21 protein-coding genes are annotated in these 20674 nt (G+C 64.8%); 16 read left to right on the forward strand and 5 right to left on the reverse strand.

Annotated features, from left to right (window positions below):
• Positions 1 to 27: 27 nt before the first annotated feature.
• Positions 28 to 1056 (reverse strand): EamA family transporter RarD, encoded by a 1029-nt coding sequence (gene rarD, locus AC4D2W_RS07895; protein WP_490926373.1) that lies wholly within the window; start codon positions 1054 to 1056, stop codon positions 28 to 30.
• 194 nt (positions 1057 to 1250) lie between these two features.
• Between rarD and AC4D2W_RS07900 the strand changes: the two genes are divergently transcribed.
• Together AC4D2W_RS07900 and AC4D2W_RS07905 are read left to right on the forward strand one after the other, a co-directional pair.
• Positions 1251 to 2672, forward strand: coding sequence for an FAD-dependent oxidoreductase (locus AC4D2W_RS07900; RefSeq protein WP_490926374.1), 1422 nt, complete (start codon positions 1251 to 1253; stop codon positions 2670 to 2672).
• 134 nt (positions 2673 to 2806) lie between these two features.
• Complete coding sequence (locus AC4D2W_RS07905; protein ID WP_490926375.1) at positions 2807 to 4192, forward strand: GAF domain-containing protein; 1386 nt, start codon at positions 2807 to 2809, stop codon at positions 4190 to 4192.
• A 7-nt stretch (positions 4193 to 4199) separates the two neighbouring features.
• Here the strand turns inward: AC4D2W_RS07905 and AC4D2W_RS07910 are convergent, their stop codons facing one another.
• Both AC4D2W_RS07910 and AC4D2W_RS07915 read right to left on the reverse strand, forming a co-directional pair.
• Positions 4200 to 5078, reverse strand: coding sequence for a glycoside hydrolase family 16 protein (locus AC4D2W_RS07910; RefSeq protein ID WP_490926376.1), 879 nt, complete (start codon positions 5076 to 5078; stop codon positions 4200 to 4202).
• Positions 5079 to 5116: 38 nt separating this feature from the next.
• A complete protein-coding gene (locus AC4D2W_RS07915; protein ID WP_490926377.1) occupies positions 5117 to 6805 on the reverse strand; it encodes a DHA2 family efflux MFS transporter permease subunit in 1689 nt (562 codons plus the stop codon).
• A gap of 168 nt (positions 6806 to 6973) precedes the next feature.
• Here AC4D2W_RS07915 and exaC point away from each other — a divergent pair, with 168 nt between their 5' ends.
• The 7 genes from exaC to AC4D2W_RS07950 all read left to right on the forward strand — a co-directional run bounded on the left by exaC (position 6974) and on the right by AC4D2W_RS07950 (position 13158).
• On the forward strand, positions 6974 to 8497 hold the full coding sequence (gene exaC, locus AC4D2W_RS07920; protein WP_490926378.1) for an acetaldehyde dehydrogenase ExaC: 1524 nt from the start codon (positions 6974 to 6976) through the stop codon (positions 8495 to 8497).
• A 66-nt stretch (positions 8498 to 8563) separates the two neighbouring features.
• Entirely contained in the window at positions 8564 to 9574 is a 1011-nt protein-coding gene (gene adhP / locus AC4D2W_RS07925) for an alcohol dehydrogenase AdhP (RefSeq protein ID WP_490926817.1), read from the forward strand.
• Positions 9574 to 10008, forward strand: coding sequence for a DUF779 domain-containing protein (locus AC4D2W_RS07930; RefSeq protein ID WP_490926379.1), 435 nt, complete (start codon positions 9574 to 9576; stop codon positions 10006 to 10008). The genes adhP and AC4D2W_RS07930 overlap by 1 nt, the downstream gene beginning before the upstream one ends.
• A 169-nt stretch (positions 10009 to 10177) precedes the next feature.
• A complete protein-coding gene (locus AC4D2W_RS07935) occupies positions 10178 to 10600 on the forward strand; it encodes a hypothetical protein (RefSeq protein ID WP_490926380.1) in 423 nt (140 codons plus the stop codon).
• Positions 10601 to 10862: 262 nt separating this feature from the next.
• On the forward strand, positions 10863 to 11168 hold the full coding sequence (locus AC4D2W_RS07940; protein WP_400931017.1) for a DUF4193 domain-containing protein: 306 nt from the start codon (positions 10863 to 10865) through the stop codon (positions 11166 to 11168).
• Between the two features lie 6 nt (positions 11169 to 11174).
• Positions 11175 to 11825, forward strand: a complete 651-nt coding sequence (locus AC4D2W_RS07945; protein ID WP_490926381.1) for a nucleotidyltransferase family protein — start codon at positions 11175 to 11177, stop codon at positions 11823 to 11825.
• Positions 11826 to 11973: 148 nt separating this feature from the next.
• A complete protein-coding gene (locus tag AC4D2W_RS07950; protein WP_490926382.1) occupies positions 11974 to 13158 on the forward strand; it encodes a TerC family protein in 1185 nt (394 codons plus the stop codon).
• Positions 13159 to 13233: 75 nt separating this feature from the next.
• Here the strand turns inward: AC4D2W_RS07950 and AC4D2W_RS07955 are convergent, their stop codons facing one another.
• The gene (locus AC4D2W_RS07955) at positions 13234 to 13872 is read right to left on the reverse strand and encodes a DUF2238 domain-containing protein (RefSeq protein WP_490926383.1); all 639 of its coding nucleotides are present in this window, start codon (positions 13870 to 13872) and stop codon (positions 13234 to 13236) included.
• Between the two features lie 99 nt (positions 13873 to 13971).
• Between AC4D2W_RS07955 and AC4D2W_RS07960 the strand changes: the two genes are divergently transcribed.
• Positions 13972 to 14742, forward strand: a complete 771-nt coding sequence (locus AC4D2W_RS07960) for a glycosyltransferase family A protein (RefSeq protein WP_490926384.1) — start codon at positions 13972 to 13974, stop codon at positions 14740 to 14742.
• Here AC4D2W_RS07960 and idi read toward each other — a convergent pair.
• A complete protein-coding gene (gene idi / locus AC4D2W_RS07965; RefSeq protein WP_490926385.1) occupies positions 14697 to 15260 on the reverse strand; it encodes an isopentenyl-diphosphate Delta-isomerase in 564 nt (187 codons plus the stop codon). The genes AC4D2W_RS07960 and idi overlap by 46 nt on opposite strands.
• A 35-nt stretch (positions 15261 to 15295) precedes the next feature.
• Here idi and AC4D2W_RS07970 point away from each other — a divergent pair, with 35 nt between their 5' ends.
• From AC4D2W_RS07970 to AC4D2W_RS07995, 6 genes are read left to right on the forward strand one after another with little or no spacing between them, the layout of a single operon-like run.
• Entirely contained in the window at positions 15296 to 16363 is a 1068-nt protein-coding gene (locus tag AC4D2W_RS07970) for a polyprenyl synthetase family protein (protein WP_490926386.1), read from the forward strand.
• 3 nt (positions 16364 to 16366) lie between these two features.
• Positions 16367 to 17278, forward strand: a complete 912-nt coding sequence (locus AC4D2W_RS07975; protein ID WP_490926387.1) for a phytoene/squalene synthase family protein — start codon at positions 16367 to 16369, stop codon at positions 17276 to 17278.
• On the forward strand, positions 17275 to 18966 hold the full coding sequence (crtI, locus tag AC4D2W_RS07980; protein ID WP_490926388.1) for a phytoene desaturase family protein: 1692 nt from the start codon (positions 17275 to 17277) through the stop codon (positions 18964 to 18966). The genes AC4D2W_RS07975 and crtI overlap by 4 nt, the downstream gene beginning before the upstream one ends.
• The gene (locus AC4D2W_RS07985; protein ID WP_490926389.1) at positions 18966 to 19301 is read left to right on the forward strand and encodes a lycopene cyclase domain-containing protein; all 336 of its coding nucleotides are present in this window, start codon (positions 18966 to 18968) and stop codon (positions 19299 to 19301) included. Before crtI ends, AC4D2W_RS07985 begins: the two co-directional genes overlap by 1 nt.
• Positions 19298 to 19705 (forward strand): lycopene cyclase domain-containing protein, encoded by a 408-nt coding sequence (locus AC4D2W_RS07990; RefSeq protein ID WP_490926390.1) that lies wholly within the window; start codon positions 19298 to 19300, stop codon positions 19703 to 19705. The genes AC4D2W_RS07985 and AC4D2W_RS07990 overlap by 4 nt, the downstream gene beginning before the upstream one ends.
• Before the next feature lie 35 nt (positions 19706 to 19740).
• Positions 19741 to 20589, forward strand: coding sequence for a prenyltransferase (locus tag AC4D2W_RS07995; protein WP_490926818.1), 849 nt, complete (start codon positions 19741 to 19743; stop codon positions 20587 to 20589).
• Positions 20590 to 20674: the final 85 nt, after the last annotated feature.

The raw sequence follows: 20674 nt of genomic DNA on the forward strand, positions 1-20674 counted from the left end.
CGCGGGGGCTTTTTTCTGCCGAAATGTTTAGTCGGCTGCCGCTGGTATTGCCGCACCGGTCCGCAGAATACGGTTGCGGCGGGGACCGCCCATCATGTCCACCGACAGGATGACCAGTGCCAGCCAGATCAGGCCGAAACCTGCCCAGCGCTCCGGAGGCATGGCCTCGTGGAGAACGGTCAGGGCAATAATGAACTGCAGGGTGGGGGCCAAATACTGCAGCATTCCCACCGTGGACAGGGGCAGCCGCCGTGCAGCTGCACCAAAGAAGATGAGCGGAACGGCCGTAACAATGCCGGAAGCGGCGAGCAGCCAGAAGTGGCCCGCACCGTTGGAGAGGATGGTTGCCTCCCCGCTGACCATCAGCCAGATCAGGACGCCGATGGACAGGGGCGTCAGAGCTGCGGTTTCGATGGTGAGGCTGGAGACCGCATCCACCTTTCCGCCCACTCCCTTCTTGACGAGCCCGTACAGGCCGAAGCTGAAGGCGAGGATCATTGCCACCCAGGGGACCGTGCCATAGGCGAAGGTCAGGACCAGTACCGCAATGAATCCCACGGCCATCGCCACCCACTGCAGCGGCCGGAGCTTTTCCTTGAAGACAATGACGCCCAGCAGGACGGAAACAAGCGGGTTGACGAAATAACCCAAGGCGGCTTCCACGGCATGTTCATTCAGGATCGCCCAGGCATACGTCAGCCAGTTGACGGCGATCAGCGCGGCGGCACCGGCAAGAGTCCCCACCAGCCGCAGATCCCGGCCGGCGGTAGCCGCCGCCTTCCACGACCGCATAACAGTGAGAAGAACGGCACAGAACACCAGCGAGAAAACGATGCGCGAAGCAACAATTTCCACCGCTCCTGCCGGAACCAGCAGGAGGAAGTACAGGGGCAGCAGACCCCACATCACATAGGCGGCGGCGCCAAAAAAGATCCCGGTTGTTGTTTCGCTGCGGCCGGATGCCGGAGGCTGCGCCGGCGGCGCACCCGGAGCGGAACGGATTGGTTCTGATAAGGATGCGGCGCGCTGGGCGTCTGTTCCGTTAGATGAAGACACGTGATTCACAACCGGGCAGCGCTGCCGCCTATTCCCGGCATGCAGGAGGCAACTGACGCAGGACGAGGCTCGGGGAGGCAACCATCCGCGGCGGCCTTCGCACCGAACCGTTTAGACGCCGTCGTACGCGGCATTTAGAATAGGAAACTGTGCGTTATTCCGCACGAGGTTTCCCCCGAGACGAAGGACTATCAGTGTCTAATTCAGCCGCGGACCGGTCGCAGCGCCCCATGCGAGTCGCCATTATCGGCGCTGGCCCCGCCGGTGTTTATGCCGCAGATATCCTCACCAAAGCTGAACGGGACTTCGAGGTCAGCATCGACCTCTTTGACAAGTACCCCGCTCCGTATGGCCTGATCCGTTACGGGGTTGCCCCTGACCACCCGCGGATCAAGGGCATCGTGAACGCCCTGCACAAGGTGATGGACCGCGGGGACATCCGGTTCCTGGGAAATGTGCACTACGGCAAAGACCTCACGCTGACGGACTTCCGGCACTTCTACGATGCGATCATCTTCGCCACTGGTGCCATCAAGGACGCTGACATGAGCATCCCCGGCGTGGAGCTGGAGGGATCCTTCGGCGGAGCCGACTTTGTCTCCTGGTATGACGGACATCCGGATGTCCCGCGGGAATGGCCACTGGACGCCAAGGAAGTTGCCGTTATCGGCAACGGCAACGTGGCCCTCGACGTCGCCCGGATCCTTTCCAAGCACGCCGACGACCTGCTGACCACCGAGATTCCGCACAATGTCTATGAGGGTCTGAAGAAGTCCCCGGTGACGGACGTGCATGTCTTTGGCCGCCGCGGCCCGGCCCAGGTGAAGTTCACGCCGCTGGAACTGCGTGAGCTTTCGCATTCGCGCGACGTGGACATTGTGCTTTACCCGGAGGACTTCGAATTCGACGAAGGCTCCGATGAGCAGATCCGCACCAACAACCAGACCAAGACCATGGTCAACACGCTGACCAACTGGCTGGTCGAGGAGCAGGACTCCGGCGCCTCGCGCCGGCTGCACCTGCATTTCCTGCACAGCCCGGTGGAGATCTACGACGATCCCGCCAATCCCGGCAAGGTCGCCGGCATGAAGTTCGAGCGCAATGAACTGGACGGAACCGGCAATGCCCGCGGTACCGGAGAGATTGTTGATTATCCGGTGCAGGCCGTTTACCGGGCCATCGGCTACTTCGGTTCCGAACTGCCCGAGGTGGGCTTTGACGCCCGCCGCGGCGTCATCCCCAACGAGGGCGGCCGCGTCATTGACGAGTCCGGCAATCCCGTGCCGGGCATCTACACCACCGGCTGGATCAAGCGGGGTCCGGTGGGTCTGATCGGGCACACCAAGGGTGACGCCCTGGAAACCATCGGCTTCCTGCTGGAGGACCGGCTGAGCCTGCCCTCCGCCGAGGAACCCGAGGAAGACTCCATCATCAAACTGCTCGAAGAGCGCGGCGTGGAGTACACCACCTGGGAGGGCTGGCTGAAGCTGGACGCCTATGAGAAGAGCCTTGGTGCCTCCTACATCCACCCGGATCCCGCCACGGGCGAACTGGTGCGCGAACGGGTAAAGGTTGTGGACCGCGAAGAAATGGTCCGCATCGCCCGCGGCCAGTAGCGGCCTCCGCTCCGGTTTCACATTGCGGCCTCCTTCCCATGGATGGGAGGGAGGCCGCATGAGTAGACTGTGCTGAAACCCGGCATAACGCCGGTGTTCAATGGTCTCCTTATCAGTGTGGATAGGTCGGGGCAGTGCATAATCAGGACTTTCTTGTTCCGCCGCGGGGCACGGCTGCCTCCACGCAGCATGACGCGTTCCGTGCGCATGAACTTCTGGGCTCACCCGACGGGCTGAGCCGCTGGCTGCGGCCGCCGGTCCGGGAATCATGGCAACGCTCCCTGCAGCACCACACGGATCCGGACAAAGCGGTGCCACGGCTGGTGTTCAGCGGTCCGGAGCTGGCCGAATACCGCAGCTCCCACCCCCTGGCCTCCATCATGCCGGTCATCCGGCAGCTGCTGGTCCGTCCGGGCGCGGACAGCGGACTGCTCGTAGCGGTGGGCGATGAACTCGGCCGGCTGCTGTGGGTGGACGGCGATGAAGAACTGCGACGCCGCGCGGAGGGAATGCTCTTTGTCCCGGGTACTGACTGGTCCGAACCTTCCATCGGCACCAGCGCTCCGGGAACGGCGCTGGCCACGGGGCGAAGCGTCCAGATTTCCGGGGCTGAGCATTTCAGCCGGCAGGTCCACTCCTGGAGCTGCACGGCGGTGCCGGTCCGTGATCCGGACACCGGGTCACTGATCGGCGTCGTCGACATCACCGGCCGGGAGCAGGCGGTGGCGGCCCACACCCTGGCCCTGGTGGAAGCCACTGTGGCAGCGGCCCAAATCCAGCTGCGGGTGGAGCGGCTGCAGAACACCGGCCGGAGCAGGAACCGCCGGCCGCGCTCCCGCCGATCATCCGCGGATTCGGTTCCGGCCCAACCCCGCACTCGTGAAATGGGTCCGCCGCGCCCGGCGCTTCTGCGCCGGGACAGCCTGCAGATCCTGGGCCGGGACCAGGCTGTGGTGAACGTCGGCGGACGCCCCGCACCGCTCAGCGTCCGGCACGCGGAGCTGCTGACACTGCTGGCACTGCACCCTCAGGGGCTGACCGCCGACGAACTCTCCGTCATGGTCTACCCGGAATGCACCTCGGTCAGTACCGTCCGCGCGGAAATGCTGCGGCTGCGCAACCTGCTGGGCAAACACAGCGAGGGTACGCCCGAACCCCACCTGATCCCGCAGTCCCGCCCCTACCGGCTGCCGCATGAGCTGCAGATCGATGCCCGGCAGGTGCTCGGGTACCTGGAGCGAGGCGCGTACCGGCTGGCCCTGGAACTGTACCGGGGGCCGGTCCTGCCGCGCTCCGAAGCCCCTGCCATTGCCGCGCTGCGCAGTGAGGTCAGTTCCGTACTCCGGGAGGCCATGCTCTCCGATGCAGGTCCGGATTCACTGCTGGACTACCTTTTATTGCCTGAAACGCGGAACGACGTCGAAGCCTGGGCTTTGGCGCTGCGGCTGCTGCCGCAGCGCTCACCCAGGCGGGCTTCCGTCGTGGCGCATCTGGAGCGGTTGGAAAGGGAGCTGGGTTAGGCCCGGTTCACTGCTGCCATTGCTCGAACCGGATGAAATCGAAAACGGCGTAGGGGTCTTCCCTGACGCCCTCCGCGGTGTACGGCCAGGTGGATTCGTTCACGGGACCGGACAGCCCTGAACCTGCGGTCATGACGATGGTGATGAAGAAGGGCTGATCGAAGGGCCATCCGCCTGCAGCGCGCGGATCCGAAGCCTCGGCCACCTGATAGGTTTCCCCGTCGATGGCCCAGGAAATACGGTCCGGTTCCCACATCAGGGTGTGTTCAGCCCAGCGGCCAACCAGCGTGTTTCCCTGCCGGGTCGCCGTGATCGGTGCTCCGCCGGAATACCCCGGCCCGTGCAGGGACGCGAAGGGATTCGCGCCCCTTGCCAGGGCAATCTCGGTGGCATCGATTTCGCCGCAGGCCGGCCAGCCCACTTCGTCAATATCCACTCCGTAGAGGCAGACACCCACACCGATGCCGTCACCTGAACTGACGTACTGCCGTGTGGTGAGGCGCCCGTACGGTCCAACGTTGAGTTTGTCCTGCGACGTGATCCCGCCGGCACTGTACGCATATCCATTCCGGCCGCCGGACTTCGCCTTCAGGACCAGATTTCCGCCGCTGACCGAAACCATCGCCGGATCGTTGTACTGCAGTTCGCCAAGATCACGGTTGCCGCCATAATCCATGGCGGTCCACCAGGCCGTATTGAGCGACGTCCCGTCAAAACGGTCCTCCCAGACAATCCGCCAGCCGGTTTCCGGGGTTGTGTCCGACGGCGGAGCCGGATCCGGGCGGTCACGGTCCTGGACGGTGCAGGACGAAAGGAAGACTGCCGCCGGTGCTCCGGCGGCAAGACGGATGAAGCGCCGGCGGGTAAGCCGGGACTGATCAGCCATGATTCGCTCCGTTCAGCCGGGGCCGGCCCGGACCACCGTCAGATGCGCCCCGGGCGTTCCCCGTCCCGCGGTCGGGACACCCCGTCGTCCGGCGTGACGTCCTGGGAGCGGGACTGGGAAGCGGCCTGAGGCCCGGTCACCGGACGGATCCGCAGACTGGTCAGCAGCCCGATCAGCAGGGCCGCGGCGGCAATCCACCCGGCCAGGGATGCGCCGTCGGTCATGGCCGCACGGGCGGCGTCTGCAATGTATGCGGTCTGCGGGTCCCCGGCCAGGGCCGCGATGCTGCCGCCGGAGCTGGCGTTGACCGAGTCCACGAGGGGTGCCAGCAGCGGGTTCGCGCCGATGTCGTCGGCAAGCCGGGACTCGGTACCCTCCTTCAATGTGGTGAAGAACGCCGTGCCCAAAACAGCGATTCCCAGAGCGGACCCGGTCTGCCGGGCGGTGCTTTGCGTTGCAGAACCCTGTCCGCTGCGGGCCACCGGAACCTCGGCCAGGACCACCGATGTGAGCTGTGCCGTGGCCAGCCCCACGCCCATGCCGTAAACCAGCAGGATCGGCGAGGTCAGCCACGCCGTGCTGTCGGGGCGCAGCAGCAGGGCCAGCGAGGCGATGGCCACAATTTCCAGGCCCAGACCGATGCGGACCACCAGAATGGGGGAGAGCCTGCGCGAGAGTGCCGCCACCCCGCCGCTGGCCAGGAAGGAACCGGCGGCCAGGGGAACCAGGGCCAGCCCCGCCTGGAACGCCGAGTAGCCCAGCACGTTCTGGAACCACAGCGGCAGCGACAGGATCAGGCCGAATTCCCCAAAACTGACAATCAGCGCCGTGACGTTGCCGTTGGCGAAGGAAGGAATTCGGAACAGGGACAGGTCCAAAATGACGCCTTTGCCCTCGTTGGTCCGCTTGCGCTCCCAGAGGATAAAGGCGGTCAGCGCCAGAACGGCAACAAGGAAGGCCAGCGGAACCGGTGACAGGCTGCCCACGGTGAAGGAGGCGTCGTCGTCGGCGGTCCACCAGCCGTAGCTGCGGCCCTCGATCAGGCCGAACACCAGGGAGCCGAAACCCAGGATGGACAGCAGCGCTCCGACGATGTCCAGGCGCTGGATCGCACCGGTTACGGGTTCGGAAGACTCCGCCACGAACAGCAGGAGCCCAACGGTCACGAGAATCCCGATCGGCACGTTGATGCCGAAGGCCCAGCGCCAGCTCGCGTGCTCGGTCAGCCAGCCGCCCAGCAGCGGCCCAACTGCCGCCATCCCGCCGATGGTTGAGCCCCACACGGCAAAAGCGATTCCGCGCTCGCGGCCGGTGAAGTTGGCATTGAGCAGTGCCAGCGTGGTGGGCAGGATCATCGATCCGCCGAGTCCCTGGAGCGCACGCCCGGCAATCAGCAGGCCGCCGCTGCCGGCCAGCGCGCACAGGACGCTGGCCACCATGAAAATAACGACGCCGGTGAGCATGATCCGCCGCCGGCCCACCCGGTCCGCTATCCGGCCCCAGGTCAGGAGCAGGGCGGCAAAGAGGAGGGTGTAGATTTCCTGGACCCACTGGATCTGCGTGCTGGAAATTCCCAGGTCCGCCACGATCGAGGGGATGGACACGGAGACAATGGTGGCGTCCATGATGATGACGGCCACGCCCAGGCTGATGGCCACCAGGCCCCACCAGCGGTAACGAAGGTAGCGGTCCGCTGCGGCGGGTTCTGAATTCGGGAGCTGGGACATGCGCGTTCCTTCGGGGCCAGGAATACTTTTCTCAGGCAACCATAAGGCCCGACGCCGCCGCACGGCACTGCGGCACAGCGGTTCTTTCCCCATGCAACCTTGGTGCAACGTCCGGTTCCGTACTCTCGGGGTACGTCAGACATCGACGTCACGACTTCAGGAGCAGACATGACCGTATATGCGCAGCCCGGCACCGAGGGATCCAAGCTTTCCTTCAAGCCCCGATACGAGAACTGGATTGGCGGCGAGTGGGTGCCGCCGGTCAAGGGCGGCTACTTCGAGAACGTCTCTCCAATCACCGGCAAGGTGTTCTGCGAGGTTGCACGGGGCACCTCCGAGGACATCGACCTGGCACTGGACGCAGCGCATAAGGCGGCTCCGTCGTGGGGCAAGACCTCCGTGGCCGAGCGGGCACTGATCCTGAACCGGATCGCGGACCGCATCGAGGAAAACCTCGAAATGCTCGCCGTCGCCGAAACCTGGGACAACGGCAAGCCGGTCCGTGAGACCCTCGCAGCGGACATGCCCCTGGCAGTGGACCACTTCCGTTACTTTGCCGGAGCGGTCCGCGCGCAGGAGGGCACCCTCTCCCAGATTGATGACAACACCACGGCGTATCACTTCCATGAGCCGCTGGGCGTGGTGGGACAGATCATTCCGTGGAACTTCCCGATCCTCATGGCCGTCTGGAAGCTGGCCCCCGCGCTCGCCGCGGGCAACGCAATTGTCCTCAAGCCGGCCGAGCAGACCCCGGCCTCGATCATGGTGCTCATGGAGCTGATCGCGGACATCCTGCCCGCCGGAGTCCTCAACGTGGTCAACGGGTTCGGCATGGAAGCCGGCAAACCGCTGGCATCCTCCAAGCGGATCCGCAAGATCGCTTTCACCGGCGAAACCACCACCGGCCGGCTGATCATGCAGTACGCCTCGCAGAACCTGATTCCCGTCACCCTGGAACTCGGCGGCAAGAGCCCGAACATCTTCTTTGCGGACGTCGCTCAGGAGGATGACGCGTTCTACGACAAGGCGCTGGAAGGGTTCAACATGTTTGCCCTGAACCAGGGTGAAGTGTGCACCTGCCCCTCCCGGGCCCTGGTCCAGGAATCCATCTATGACTCCTTCATGTCCGACGCCCTTGCCCGCACGGCACAGATAGTCCAGGGCAACCCGCTGGACACCAACACCATGGTGGGCGCCCAGGCTTCCAACGACCAGCTGGAGAAAATTCTCTCCTACATGGACATCGCGGAGCAGGAAGGCGCAAAGGTGCTCACCGGAGGTGAACGGCTGATGCTCGACGGCGACCTCGCCGGCGGCTTCTACGTTAAGCCCACGGTGTTTGAGGGCACCAACAACATGCGCATTTTCCAGGAGGAGATCTTTGGGCCGGTAGTGTCCGTGACCCGGTTCTCCGACTACGGTGAGGCCCTGGCCATCGCCAATGACACCCTGTACGGCCTCGGTGCCGGTGTCTGGTCCCGCAACGGCAACACGGCCTACCGTGCAGGCCGGGACATCCAGGCCGGCCGGGTCTGGGTCAACAACTACCACGCCTATCCCGCCCACGCGGCCTTCGGCGGTTACAAGTCTTCCGGCATCGGACGCGAAAACCACGCCATGATGCTGGACCACTACCAGCAGACCAAAAACCTGCTGGTCAGCTATGCCGAAAACAAGCAGGGTTTCTTCTAAGCCTGCTGCTTCGTCCCACCTCCGATAAATCCCCTTTATCTACGAAACGGACACTAAATGACACAGATGAAAGCAGCAGTCGTCAACGAACTGGGCAAGGAACTGAGCGTTGAGGAAGTCAGCGTGCCGGACCCGGGTCCCGGACAGGTGTTGGTCAAGCTTGTGACCACCGGCGTCTGCCACACCGACCTGCATGCCGCCCAGGGTGACTGGCCGGTCAAGCCCACTCCGCCCTTCATCCCCGGCCACGAAGGTGTGGGCGAAGTTGTTTCGGTGGGGGAGGGCGTGACGGATATTGCCGTGGGAGACATGGTCGGCAACGCGTGGCTGTGGTCCGCCTGCGGAGTCTGCGAATACTGCCGCACCGGATGGGAAACCCTGTGCGAGCAGCAGCAGAACGGCGGCTACTCAGTCAACGGATCCTTTGGCGAGTACATGCTGGTTGACGCAAAATTCGCCGCTCGCATTCCCAAGGGTGCGGACCCGGTGGAGATTGCACCGGTGCTGTGCGCCGGAGTAACCGTCTACAAGGGGCTGAAGGTCAGCGAAGCACGGCCCGGACAGTGGGTGGTGATCTCCGGCATCGGAGGGCTGGGCCACATCGCGGTCCAGTACGCCAAAGCCATGGGTCTGCGGGTTGCCGCGGTGGACGTTGCTGACGACAAGCTGGAACTGGCCAAGTCCTTTGGTGCCGAAGTGGTGGTCAACGCGCGCGAAGAGGACCCCGTTGAGGTCATCCAGGACAAGATTGGCGGCGCTCATGCCGTCCTGGTCACTGCTGTGCATCCCTCCGCCTTTGGCCAGGCAATTGGCATGGCCCGCCGCGGCGGAACCATTGTGTTCAATGGTCTTCCCCCGGGGGATTTCCCGGCACCGATCTTTGACATTGTGCTCAAGGGACTGACTATCCGCGGCTCGATCGTGGGCACCCGGCAGGACCTCGCCGAGGCCATCGACTTCTATGACCGGGGCCTTATCCATCCGAAGGTCAGCACCCGCAACCTCGACGAAATCAACGCCGTGATGGATGAGCTGGAGCACGGCAAGGTCGACGGACGAGTGGTTGTTCAGTACTGATGTTTCCGAACCAGGAAAGCGGCCGGGGTCTTTCGGCCGCACCGGCGGGATCCGTCCTGGAAGCTGCCGTCACGCTGCCCGGGGAGAACTTCTCCCGGGTAGCGCTGACGGATGAAGCCCAGCAGCTTCTGCTGAAGCTCAGGGAACAGCACGGTCCGCTGATGTTTCACCAGTCAGGGGGCTGCTGCGACGGCTCGTCGCCCATGTGCTATCCGGACGGGGACTTCATCACCTCTGAAGCAGACGTGCTGCTGGGGACCTTCGAGTTGATCCCCGGGGAGCATCTGGACTTTTGGATGTCCCTGGAACAGTTCGAATACTGGAAGCATACGCACCTGACCGTGGACGTTGTTACGGGCAGGGGCAGCGGGTTTTCCGTTGAAGCTCCGGAGGGCAAGCGGTTCCTGATCCGTTCCCGTCTAATGGGTGCCTGATCGGGAAACGGCGCCGCAGAATGCCGGGCACAGGTGGGGGTGAACACAACAGCCGCCAAGCATAGTAAGGTTGCTGTTGATTCTTCCGCTTACGGCGGTAGTGTGCATATGAACAACGGTGTCTGACGGTATTCGCAATGCCCCTTAGCGGGCAGGATTGAGGAAAACCATGGTTAAGAAGTTCGTATTTCTCGCCGGCATGGGCGTGGGCTACCTGGTCGGCTCCAAGGGCGGCCGTGAAAAGCTGATGGAACTGTGGAAGGACCCCAAGGTTCAGGACACGGTTTCCCACGGCACTGAGTGGGCCAAGGAAAAGGCTCCGGGGCTGCAGGAAAAGGTTACCGAGGTTGCTTCCACGGCCAAGGACAAAGTCTCGCACTCCTCCGATTCCGGCAAGCCGGCATCGGGCTCGGGCTCATCCGCCGGTTCCAGCAGCTCGACCGGTTCCAGCAGCAGCTCCACAGGTACCTCGGGATCCACCCCCACGGCAGCTGAGGCCAGCGGAACCAGCTCCACCGGCAACGGTTCCTTCACGACGGGCGGCCAGCACACCATGACGCCCGCAGAGGTGCAGCCGGAACCCAAGAAGTAATTCTCTGTCCGCATCGGTACTGCACTGATGCGGAAAGGCGCTGGCTGAACAGCAGCGTGATATCCCCGAAGGGGCGCTCCGGCAACGGGGTGCCCCTTCGGTGCGTCTTGGGTGCGTTTGACGTGGCAGAACACACATATTCGGCCTGCGGCGAATATCGGCCGATTGTTGCCCCGCGTGGCAGGAGACGTGCCTTCCATCCGTTACGATCGAGGCCGGATCCGAAGTTACAGCAGAAGAAAAGGAGTGTGAGCCAACACAAATGGCAACAGATTACGACGCACCGCGCAAGACCGAGGACGACGGAGCCTCCACGGCTTCCCTCGAAGAACTGCAGGCCCAGCGCAGTGTCACCCCGTCCGCCACGGCCGTGGACGTTGACGAGACCGATGCCGCGGAGAACTTTGAACTCCCGGGCGCGGACCTGTCCGGCGAGGAACTGCTGGTTCGGGTGGTTCCTGCACAGGACGACGAATTCACCTGTGCCTCCTGCTTCCTCGTCCGCCACCGCTCACAGGTGGCCCTCGAAAAGAACGGCATGAAGTACTGCTCGGACTGCGAAGGCTAAAACACAGTGCCTGCCCCGATAGCCGGACTTGTCCTGGCGGCCGGGGCGGGCGCCCGTCTCGGGCTGGGCCCCAAAGCGCTGCTGCCCTTTCGGGGCAGGCCCCTGATTGAACACATCCTCACCCAGCTGGACCACGGCGGCTGTGCCAGTCTCACCGTGGTCCTGGGCTCGCAGGCCCCTCAGGTCCTTGAACACGCTCAGCTGGGCACCGCCCGCACTGTTATGAATCCGGACTGGCAGACCGGTCTGGGCTCGTCCTTCCGCTGCGGGGTGGAAGCGTCACTGGCCAAGAATCCGGATACGGCAGGCCTGTTGGTGGCCCTGGCCGACCAGCCCGGCATCACCGCCGCCGCCGTCGCCCGCCTGATCAGAGCCCACCGGGCCGGACGCATCACGGCCGCCGGTTACTTTCAGGACGGCTCAAACGTCCTCCGCCGCGGGCACCCCCTCATTTTCGACCCGGACCTGGCAACCGCAGCAGCAGGCACGGCCGTCGACGACGCCGGTGCCCGTGCATATCTGCGGGCCAACCCATCCCTGATCGACGTCGTCGACTGTTCGGACCTGGACCGCGGGCGGGACGTGGACACACCCGCGGACCTGCCGCTGCTGGCCGACACGATGCCTAAGTGGCCGCATCCGCCGGGGAACAGTTAGACTGATTCCTTCGTAGGGGAGTATCCACCTCGCCGCATTCCGTCAACACGTTGGGCACCGACGCCCCAGCCGGAAGCAGCGGGCACCCATTCACAAGGGCGCCGGAGAGACCTATGGTTCTTTCACGACCCTACGAAAGTGGATATCCATGACTGTTTCCCCCTTGATCTGGGGAGTGACGATCATCGTCATTCTGGGCCTGCTGGCCTTCGATTACTTCTTCCACATCCGCAAGGCGCACATTCCAACGCTCAAGGAAGCCGCCGTCTGGTCGGCCATCTATGTGGGCCTGGCCGTCCTCTTTGGCATCATGGTTCTGGTTTTCAGCGGACCCACAGACGGTGCGGAATACTTCGCCGGATACATCACCGAGAAGGCCCTTTCGGTGGACAACCTCTTTGTCTTCCTGATCATCATGGCCAGCTTCCGGGTTCCGCGCGAGGACCAGCAGAAGGTGCTGCTGTTTGGCATCGTGTTTGCCCTGATTGCCCGCACCGGCTTCATCTTCCTGGGTGCAGCACTGATCAACTCCTTCTCCTGGGTCTTCTACATCTTCGGGCTGATCCTGCTGATTACCGCCGGAAACCTGCTCAAGCCGGAGGGGGAGAAGGATGAAGCGAACAACTTCATCATCCGCATCGCCAAGCGGGTCCTCCCCACCACTGACCATTACGACGGCGACAAGCTGTTCACGATGGAAAACGGCAAGAAGGTCCTGACCCCCATGCTGCTGGTCATGGTGGCCATCGGCGGAACCGACATCCTGTTCGCCCTGGACTCCATTCCCGCCATCTTTGGCCTGACCCAGAGCACATTCATCGTCTTCACCGCCACGGCATTCTCCCTCATGGGCCTGCGTCAGCTCTACTTCCTGATCGACGGCCTCCTGGACCGCCTGATCTACCTCTCCATTGGCCTGGCCGCAATCCTCGCCTTCATCGGCGTGAAGCTGGTGCTGCACGCCCTGCATGAAAACACCCTGGGCTTCATCAACAACGGCCAGCACGTGGAGGTTGTCGAGATCAGCACCGGACTGTCGCTCAGCGTCATTGTCGGCATCCTGGTGATCACCGTCATCGCCTCGCTCGTCAGCCCGGCGGGCAAGGCACAAACAGCGGTCAACAACGCCCGCCGGCATGCCAACGCCTATCTGGACCTGTCCTACACGGCCGACGACGGCGAACGCGAGCGCATCTACACCGCCCTCTGCGAGGAGGAACGGCAAATTTCCCAGATGGACAAGAAGTACCGGGACAAGGTGAAGGACATCGAGGACATCCGTGCCGAGGTGGCCCGTGCCCATACCGCCCATGAGAAGTACATCCGCAACTAGGTCTCGCACCTAACGCATTTCACGGCAAGAGCCGGCGCCGCGCTGCGACGCCGGCTCTTCCCCTGTGCTGCCCCGTCAGCTCCGAAGACGGCGCAGCGGCCGCGGGTTCTCCTGAAGCGGTGATCCGCCGGGCCCACCGGACCGGTGCGCCGAGACGCTCATGACGATCCCGGCAAGGAGTGCGCCAAGGCCGCCGGCAGCCAAATCACCCATGGTGTCCTGGTAACCGACGTTGATGGTTGAGTCCACGTAGGAATGCCCCCACCATTCGCCGAGTTCCCACAGGACACTCACCGCCAGCCCCAGGGACAGGACCAGGACCGGAACCGCGAAGCGTGCCCGGGCAGGCGCTGAACGATCCGCCGGAAGAGGCACCCCATCGAGCCGGGACAGCAGGAAGTACGTCATGGCGGCAATCACGGCGGTCGCGGCGAAATGCACCGGAAGATCCCACCAGCCCACCCGCGCATACAGATTCAGGACGCTGCTCCAGGCCGCGGCCAGCAGGGTCAGGCCGTAAATGCCGTCGAAGAGCCGGGAAATATCCAGGCAGCGGGAAATCAGTGTTCCCATCAGAACCAGCAGGAACAGGGCCACATCCACCGGTCCGTACCAGAGGGCGGCAGCGGCGAGACTGAACAGGCACAGCAGCCGCACGCCGTCGGCGAAGAACTCTCCGGAACCAGCGGGGCGGCGGAGGAGTGCGTCGATCATGGACTCACGCTATCGCAGCACGCACACCGGCGGCAGGCAGGCCGGCCCGTGAGGCAGGTGCCGTGCCGGGGAAGCAGAGCTGCGCGTTAGACTTCCCCCATGTCTGCCGTCCTTCCCACAGTCAGCGTGGTGATCCCCTGCCTGAATGACGCAGCCGCCCTGGAAGCCTGCCTGTCCTCCCTCGCCGGGCAAACGATCCCACCGCACGAAGTAGTGGTGGTGGACAACAACAGCACCGATTCCAGCGCCGCAGTCGCCCGCCGGTTCGGTGCCCGCGTGGTCTTCGAAGCGGAGCCGGGAATCCCGGCCGCGGCCGCAGCAGGCTATGACGCGGCGGCCGGCGATATTATTGCGCGCTGTGACGCGGACTGCCTCCTGCCGGCGGACTGGGTTCAGCGGATAGCAGAAACCTTTGCCGCTGCCCCGGCCCTCGGAGCGCTCTCGGGACCGGGTTCCTTCTACGGTTTCGCCAAGCCGCTGGGCGGCGTTCTCAGCGTGCTGTATCTGGGGTCCTACTACCTCGCGATGGGCTCGGCGCTGGGCCATCTGCCGCTTTTCGGCTCGAATCTGGCGCTTCGGGCCTCGGTGTGGAAACGGGTCCGCTCCGAGGTGCACCGGCATGACCCGGAGATGCACGACGACGTATGCCTGAGCCTGCACCTCGGCCAGCGGTATGACTGCCGTTTTGAACGGACCCTTGTGGTGGGAATGGCGCCGCGGGCCCTGATTGGAACGGCAAACCTTCGCCGGCGATTCCGGCGGGCGTTCCACACCCTGCGCGCCCACTGGCCCGCCGAGGCTCCGTGGGTGCGCTGGCCGCGCCGCTACGCCGGCAGGGAAGAGTTGCCGGCTGCGAAAACCTGCGGATAGAGCAGGGGCAGCTGCAGCACCAGCCAGGGGCTGAACGCCCAGGGAGTCAGCCGTACGGATTCGGCGAGGGCCAGCGGGTCAGCCCACTGCCAGTCCATGACTTCATCCGCTGCCGGCACCGGGTCTGCATCTGTCACGGCCGTGTAGACCGGGCAGATCTCATGCTCCACGATGCCGGAGGCGTCCACGGCCCGGTAGCGGAAGTCCGGCAACCGAAGCGTGAGCTGTTCCGGAGCGAGCACCAGCCCGAGTTCCCGGTCCGCCCGGCGCAGGACCGCGTCCTGCGTCGACTCTCCCGGTCCCGGATGTCCGCAGAAGGAATTGGTCCACACTCCCGGCCACGTGAGCTTGCCCAGGGCGCGGCGGGTCACCAGCAGCTGGCCGGCTCGGTTGAAGACATGCGTGGAGAACGCCAGGTGCAAGGGCGTGTCAGTGGTGTGGACCGTGGATTTTTCCTGGGTTCCAACGGGCGTGCCATCCGGATCCACAAGAACTACCAGTTCTCCGCGTTGCGCCATTTCTCCTCCGTATATTCACCGTGTTTACTGGACCTATGGAGACCGAACCCCTGCTCGACCCAGCCATCGGACGTGAGCAGGTGGAAGGTGTCCTGCAGGAATTTTTTGGGCAGGCGAAGCTTCGCGCGGCCAAACTCAGTCCCAGCTACCTTAGCCTCTGGGAAACACTGGAAAAATCCACTGCCGGCGGCAAGCGGGTCCGTCCGGGCATCCTGATGACTGCCTACCAGCATCTGGGCGGCACCGACACGGAGGCAGCGGCCAGAGTTGGTGCGGCTTTCGAACTGCTGCACACCGCCCTGATCGTGCACGATGACGTCATCGACCTGGACTTCATGCGCCGCGGGCACCAGAACGTCTCCGGCACCTACCGGTCCCTGGCCGAGACCTCCGGGCAGACGGCTGAATCGGCCCGGCACCGCGGCATGTCGGCGGGCATCATCGCCGGGGACCTGGCGCTGGTGGGAGCGTTCCGGATGCTCGATACCGTGAACACGGATTCGGCCACCCGGCTCCGCCTGGCCGCGATCCTCGACGAGGCAGTGTTTGCTTCCGCCGCCGGCGAGCTGATCGACGTCGACTTTTCCTTCTCCCCGGGAGCCCCGCAGATCCCCGAGATCCTGGACATGGAGCGGCTGAAAACGGCCGTCTATTCCTTCGAAGCCCCGCTGCAGGCCGGCGCGGTGCTGGCCGGAGCGGACGACGACGCCGTGGCCACCCTCGGTGATTTTGGCCGGGACACCGGGATTGCCTATCAGCTGGTGGACGACCTGCTGGGGGTTTTCGGCAAAGAGAGCGCCACCGGGAAATCGAACCTGAGTGATCTGCGCGAAGGCAAGCGCACCGTCCTCATTGCCCATGCAGCCCGGGGAGAAGCCTGGCCGGAACTCTCGCACCTGATCGGCTGCCCGGACCTGACCGCCGAGGAAGCGGACCGTGCCCGGGAACTGCTGATCAGCTCCGGCGCCCGTGACTATGCCCGGTCCCTGGCGGAGGAATACGCAGACCGCGCCCGGTCACACCTGGACTGCCCGTCCATTCCGCCGTCGCTGCGCCTGGTGCTGGAACGCATCGTCGCCGGCGCCGTGAACCGGGGTCGGTAGGTGATGGCCCCGGAAAGCGGACTGGCGCTTTACAACAAAGTGGCGGCGGAGACGGCGTCCGTGGTGATCCGTTCCTACTCCACGTCCTTTGGCCTGGCCTCGCGGCTGCTGGAGCCAGGAACCCGGCTGCAGATTGAATGCATTTACGCGCTGGTGCGCCTCGCAGACGAAATCGTGGACGGCGTGGCAGCCGCTGCCGACCTGCCGCCGGCCGAAGTGGCCCGCGTGCTGGACGTGCTGGAGGCTGACACCCTGCAGGCCCTGCGCACCGGTTACAGCGTGAACCTGGTGGTGCACGCCTTTGCACAGACGGCCCGGAGCACCGGCATCACCGAGGAACTGACGGTCCCCTTCTTCCGTTCCATGCGGGCGGACCTGCTCCGCGCCGAGCACACCCCGAAGTCCTTTGACGACTACGTCTACGGCTCGGCGGAGGTCATTGGCCTGATGTGCCTGCTCTGCTTCCTGGAGGGCACCGAGGTCAGCGAGGACCGCGCCAAACGGCTGCGGGAGGGCGCCCAGCGCCTGGGAGCGGCCTTCCAGAAGGTCAATTTTCTCCGCGACCTCGCCGCCGACTTTGATGAACTCGGCCGCAGCTATTTTCCCGGCGTCAGCGTCGCGTCATTTTCGGAGGCGGACAAACACCGGCTGCTGGATGACATCGACGCGGACCTTTTGGTCTCCGGAGCCGCCATCGCCGAGCTCCCGTCGTCGGCCCGCGCCGCCGTCGCACTGGCGCAGGAACTCTTCAGCGAACTATCCCGCCGGCTGCGCGCCACCCCGGCCAGCGAACTGCGCAGCACCCGCATCCGGGTGCCCAACCCGGTGAAGCTGCGCATTGCCACCGAAGTTCTCCTCACCCACCGCGTCCGCCGCCCGGCGCTTCGCCGCACCAAGGCCGGAAGGCAACCATGACCCGCAGGACCGTTCCCGCACCGCCCCGCACCGCCGTCGTCATTGGCGGCGGCATCACCGGCCTGGCCACCGCCGCGCTGCTGGCAAGGGAAGGCCTGAGCGTCACCGTGCTGGAGAAGCAGCCGGTACCGGGCGGGCGCACCGGGACCTGGCAGAGCGCCGGTTTTAGCTTTGACACCGGCCCTTCCTGGTACCTGATGCCCGAAGTCTTCGACCACTTTTTTGCCCTGATGGGCACCTCCGCGGATGAGCAGCTGGACCTGGTCCAGCTCGATCCCGGCTACCGGGTCCTGTTTGAGGGGGCCGAGGAGCCGGTGGACATTGCCGCCACCCGCGCCGAGAACGTCAAGCTGTTTGAATCCCTCGAGCCCGGCGCCGGAGCCAAGCTGGAAAAGTATCTGGATTCCGCCGTGGATGTGTACGACATGGCCAAGAAGCGCTTCCTGTACTCCACCTTCGCTTCCTTCCTGCCGCTGCTGCGCGCCGATGTGCTCAAGCGCGGCCCCCGGCTGGCCCAGCTGCTGCTGCAGCCGCTGAGTTCTTTTGTGGCAGGAAAGTTTACGGACCCCCGGATCCGCCAGATCCTGGGCTATCCGGCGGTGTTCCTGGGCTCGTCCCCGTTCACCACGCCCAGCATGTATCACCTGATGAGTAGGCTGGACCTGGCCGACGGCGTGCTCTATCCCATGGGCGGGTTCACGCGGCTCATCAGTGTCATCGCTGACCTGGCCGCCGCGGAGGGCGTCATCATCCGCACGGATGCCACCGTTACCCGGATCCTCACCACGGAGCCGGCTGCGATCCCGGCAGGCCGGAGACGCCTGAGCCGTTTCCGGCGGGGCCCCGCTGCCCGGGCCACCGGCGTCGAATACACCAACGTCGCCGGGCAGGCACTGGTCCTGGACGCGGACCTGGTGGTTTCCGCCGCAGATCTGCACCACACGGAAACCTCGCTGCTGCCGCCGCACCTGCAGACCTATCCGGAAAGCTACTGGAAACACCGTATTCCGGGCCCGGGCGGGTTGCTGCTGCATCTGGGCGTCCGGGGAGAGCTGCCGTCCCTGGCCCACCACACGTTGCTCTTCACGAAGGACTGGGAAGAGAACTTCGGCAAGATTTTCGGCAAGGAAACCTCCGTGCCGGATCCGGCGTCGCTCTATGTCTGCCGGCCCAGCGCCACGGACCCGGACGCCGCCCCCGAGGGGTTTGAAAACATTTTCGTCCTGGTGCCGGTGCCCTCGGATCCGTCGCTGGGCGCAGGCGGCATGGACGGCGACGGCGACGAGCGGATCGAGCGGATGGCCGACGCCGTGATCGCCCAGATTTCCGAGTGGGCCAACATCCCGGACCTCGCCGAACGGATCACCGTCCGCAGAACCGTAGGACCGCAGGACTTTGTCACGGACCTGAACTCCTGGCGAGGAACACTGCTCGGCCCCGCCCACGTCCTGAAGCAAAGCGCCTTCTTCCGCGGCTCCAACGCCAGCCGCAAAGTGGACGGACTGCTCTACGCCGGCGGTTCCACGCTTCCGGGAATCGGCCTGCCGATGTGCCTGATCAGCGCCGAGCTGGTGCTCAAGCGCCTGCGCGGAGACACCAGCACCGAAGAGCTGCCGGTTCCGGGCCGCGGCTCCGGCCGGGGTGCGGGACAGTCCCGCACGTTCCGGGCCGCGGGAAGCGGCGCGTAGTGGGGATTCTCTACCTTCTCCTGCTGCTGGCCTCAATTGCCTGCATGGGGCTTCTGGACCACCGATTTAAGCTCTTCTTTTTCGCTGACGCGCGGCGGGCAGCACTGGTCACGGTCATCGGACTGGCGTTCTTCCTGCTGTGGGACCTGGGCGGCATTGGGCTGGACATCTTCTACCGCGGTGAAACCCCCATCATGCTCGGCCTCGTCCTGGCCCCGCATCTGCCCGTCGAGGAGGTCTTCTTCCTGGCCTTCCTCTGCTACCTGACGATGGTCCTGTTTGGCCTGGTCTCCATGGTGCTGCGCCGCGCCTCCCGGCAGGACGTGAACCGGTGACCTACTGGGCGCTGAACGCCGTCTTCCTGATTCCGGCAGCCGCGGTGCTGATCCTCGCGCTGCTGCGCCGCACCGTCCCCGGACCGGGCAGAAAGGGCGTCCTGGCCGCATTGGGGATCACCGCCGTCGTCCTGCTGGTCCTCACCGCCGTTTTCGACAACGTGATGATTGCCGCCGGGCTGTTCGGGTACAACCCGGAACGGATTTCCGGAGCCTTCCTGGGCAGCGCACCGCTGGAAGACTTCGCCTACACTCTGGCTGCGGTCATGCTGCTGCCGGCGCTGTGGATGCTGCTGGGCCGACGGGGAGCGCCGCGCAAGAGCGCCGCCGTCGGCAAACCAGCCGACGTCACCGATCCAGCCGACGTCACCGATCCAGCCGCGAACACCAAGGAGAACCAGTGAGCACATCAACCCGGACCCCGGGCTCGACGCTGCGGATGCTGCTGGTCTCCTCCCGGCCGCTGTCCTGGGTGAACACGGCCTATCCGTTTGCTGCCGTCTACCTGATCACCACCGGACGGATCGACCTGACCTGGGTGCTGGGAACCCTGTACTTCCTGATTCCCTACAACCTTGCGATGTACGGGATCAACGACGTTTTCGACTACGAGTCGGACCTGCACAATCCCCGCAAGGGCGGCGTCGAGGGGGCAGTGCTGGACCGCGGGTTCCACCGCGTCACCCTGTGGGCTGCGCTGGTCACGAATGTGCCGTTCCTCATCGCGCTGGTGCTGCTGGGCAGCCCGCTGTCCTGGCTGGTGCTGGCCGTCAGCGTGTTTGCCGTCATCGCCTACAGTGCGCCCGGGCTGCGCTTCAAGGAACGTCCCTTCCTGGACTCGATCACCTCCAGCACCCACTTTGTGTCACCGGCGGTCTACGGGCTGGTCCTGGCCGGAGCCGTGTTCACTCCCGGATTGTGGGCCGTGCTGGGGGCGTTCTTCCTCTGGGGCATGGCCAGCCAGGCCTTTGGTGCCGTGCAGGATGTGGTGCCGGACCGTGAAGGCGGCATCAGCTCCATCGCCACGGTGCTCGGCGCGAAAGCCGTGGTCCGGATTGCGGCAGCTGCCTACCTCGCCGGCGGCCTGCTGATGCTGCTGACCCCCTGGCCGGCTCCGCTTGGCGGACTGCTGGCACTGCCGTACATCCTGAATCTGCTGCCGTTCCTGGGAATCTCGGATGCCGATTCCGAGCGGGCCAATGCCGGCTGGAAGCGGTTCCTGAAGCTGAATTTCCTTACCGGTTTCCTCGTGACCATGCTGATCATCTGGTACTGGCCCAACCGCTAGCGCGAGACGCCCCTCCCCGGCAGCGCGACATGGCAGGAGGTGCGTCTCTGAGCGCTGGGACGTGCACGTTCTGCCATCCCGGGGA

This window comes from Arthrobacter sp. TJ-58, from assembly GCF_058269295.1.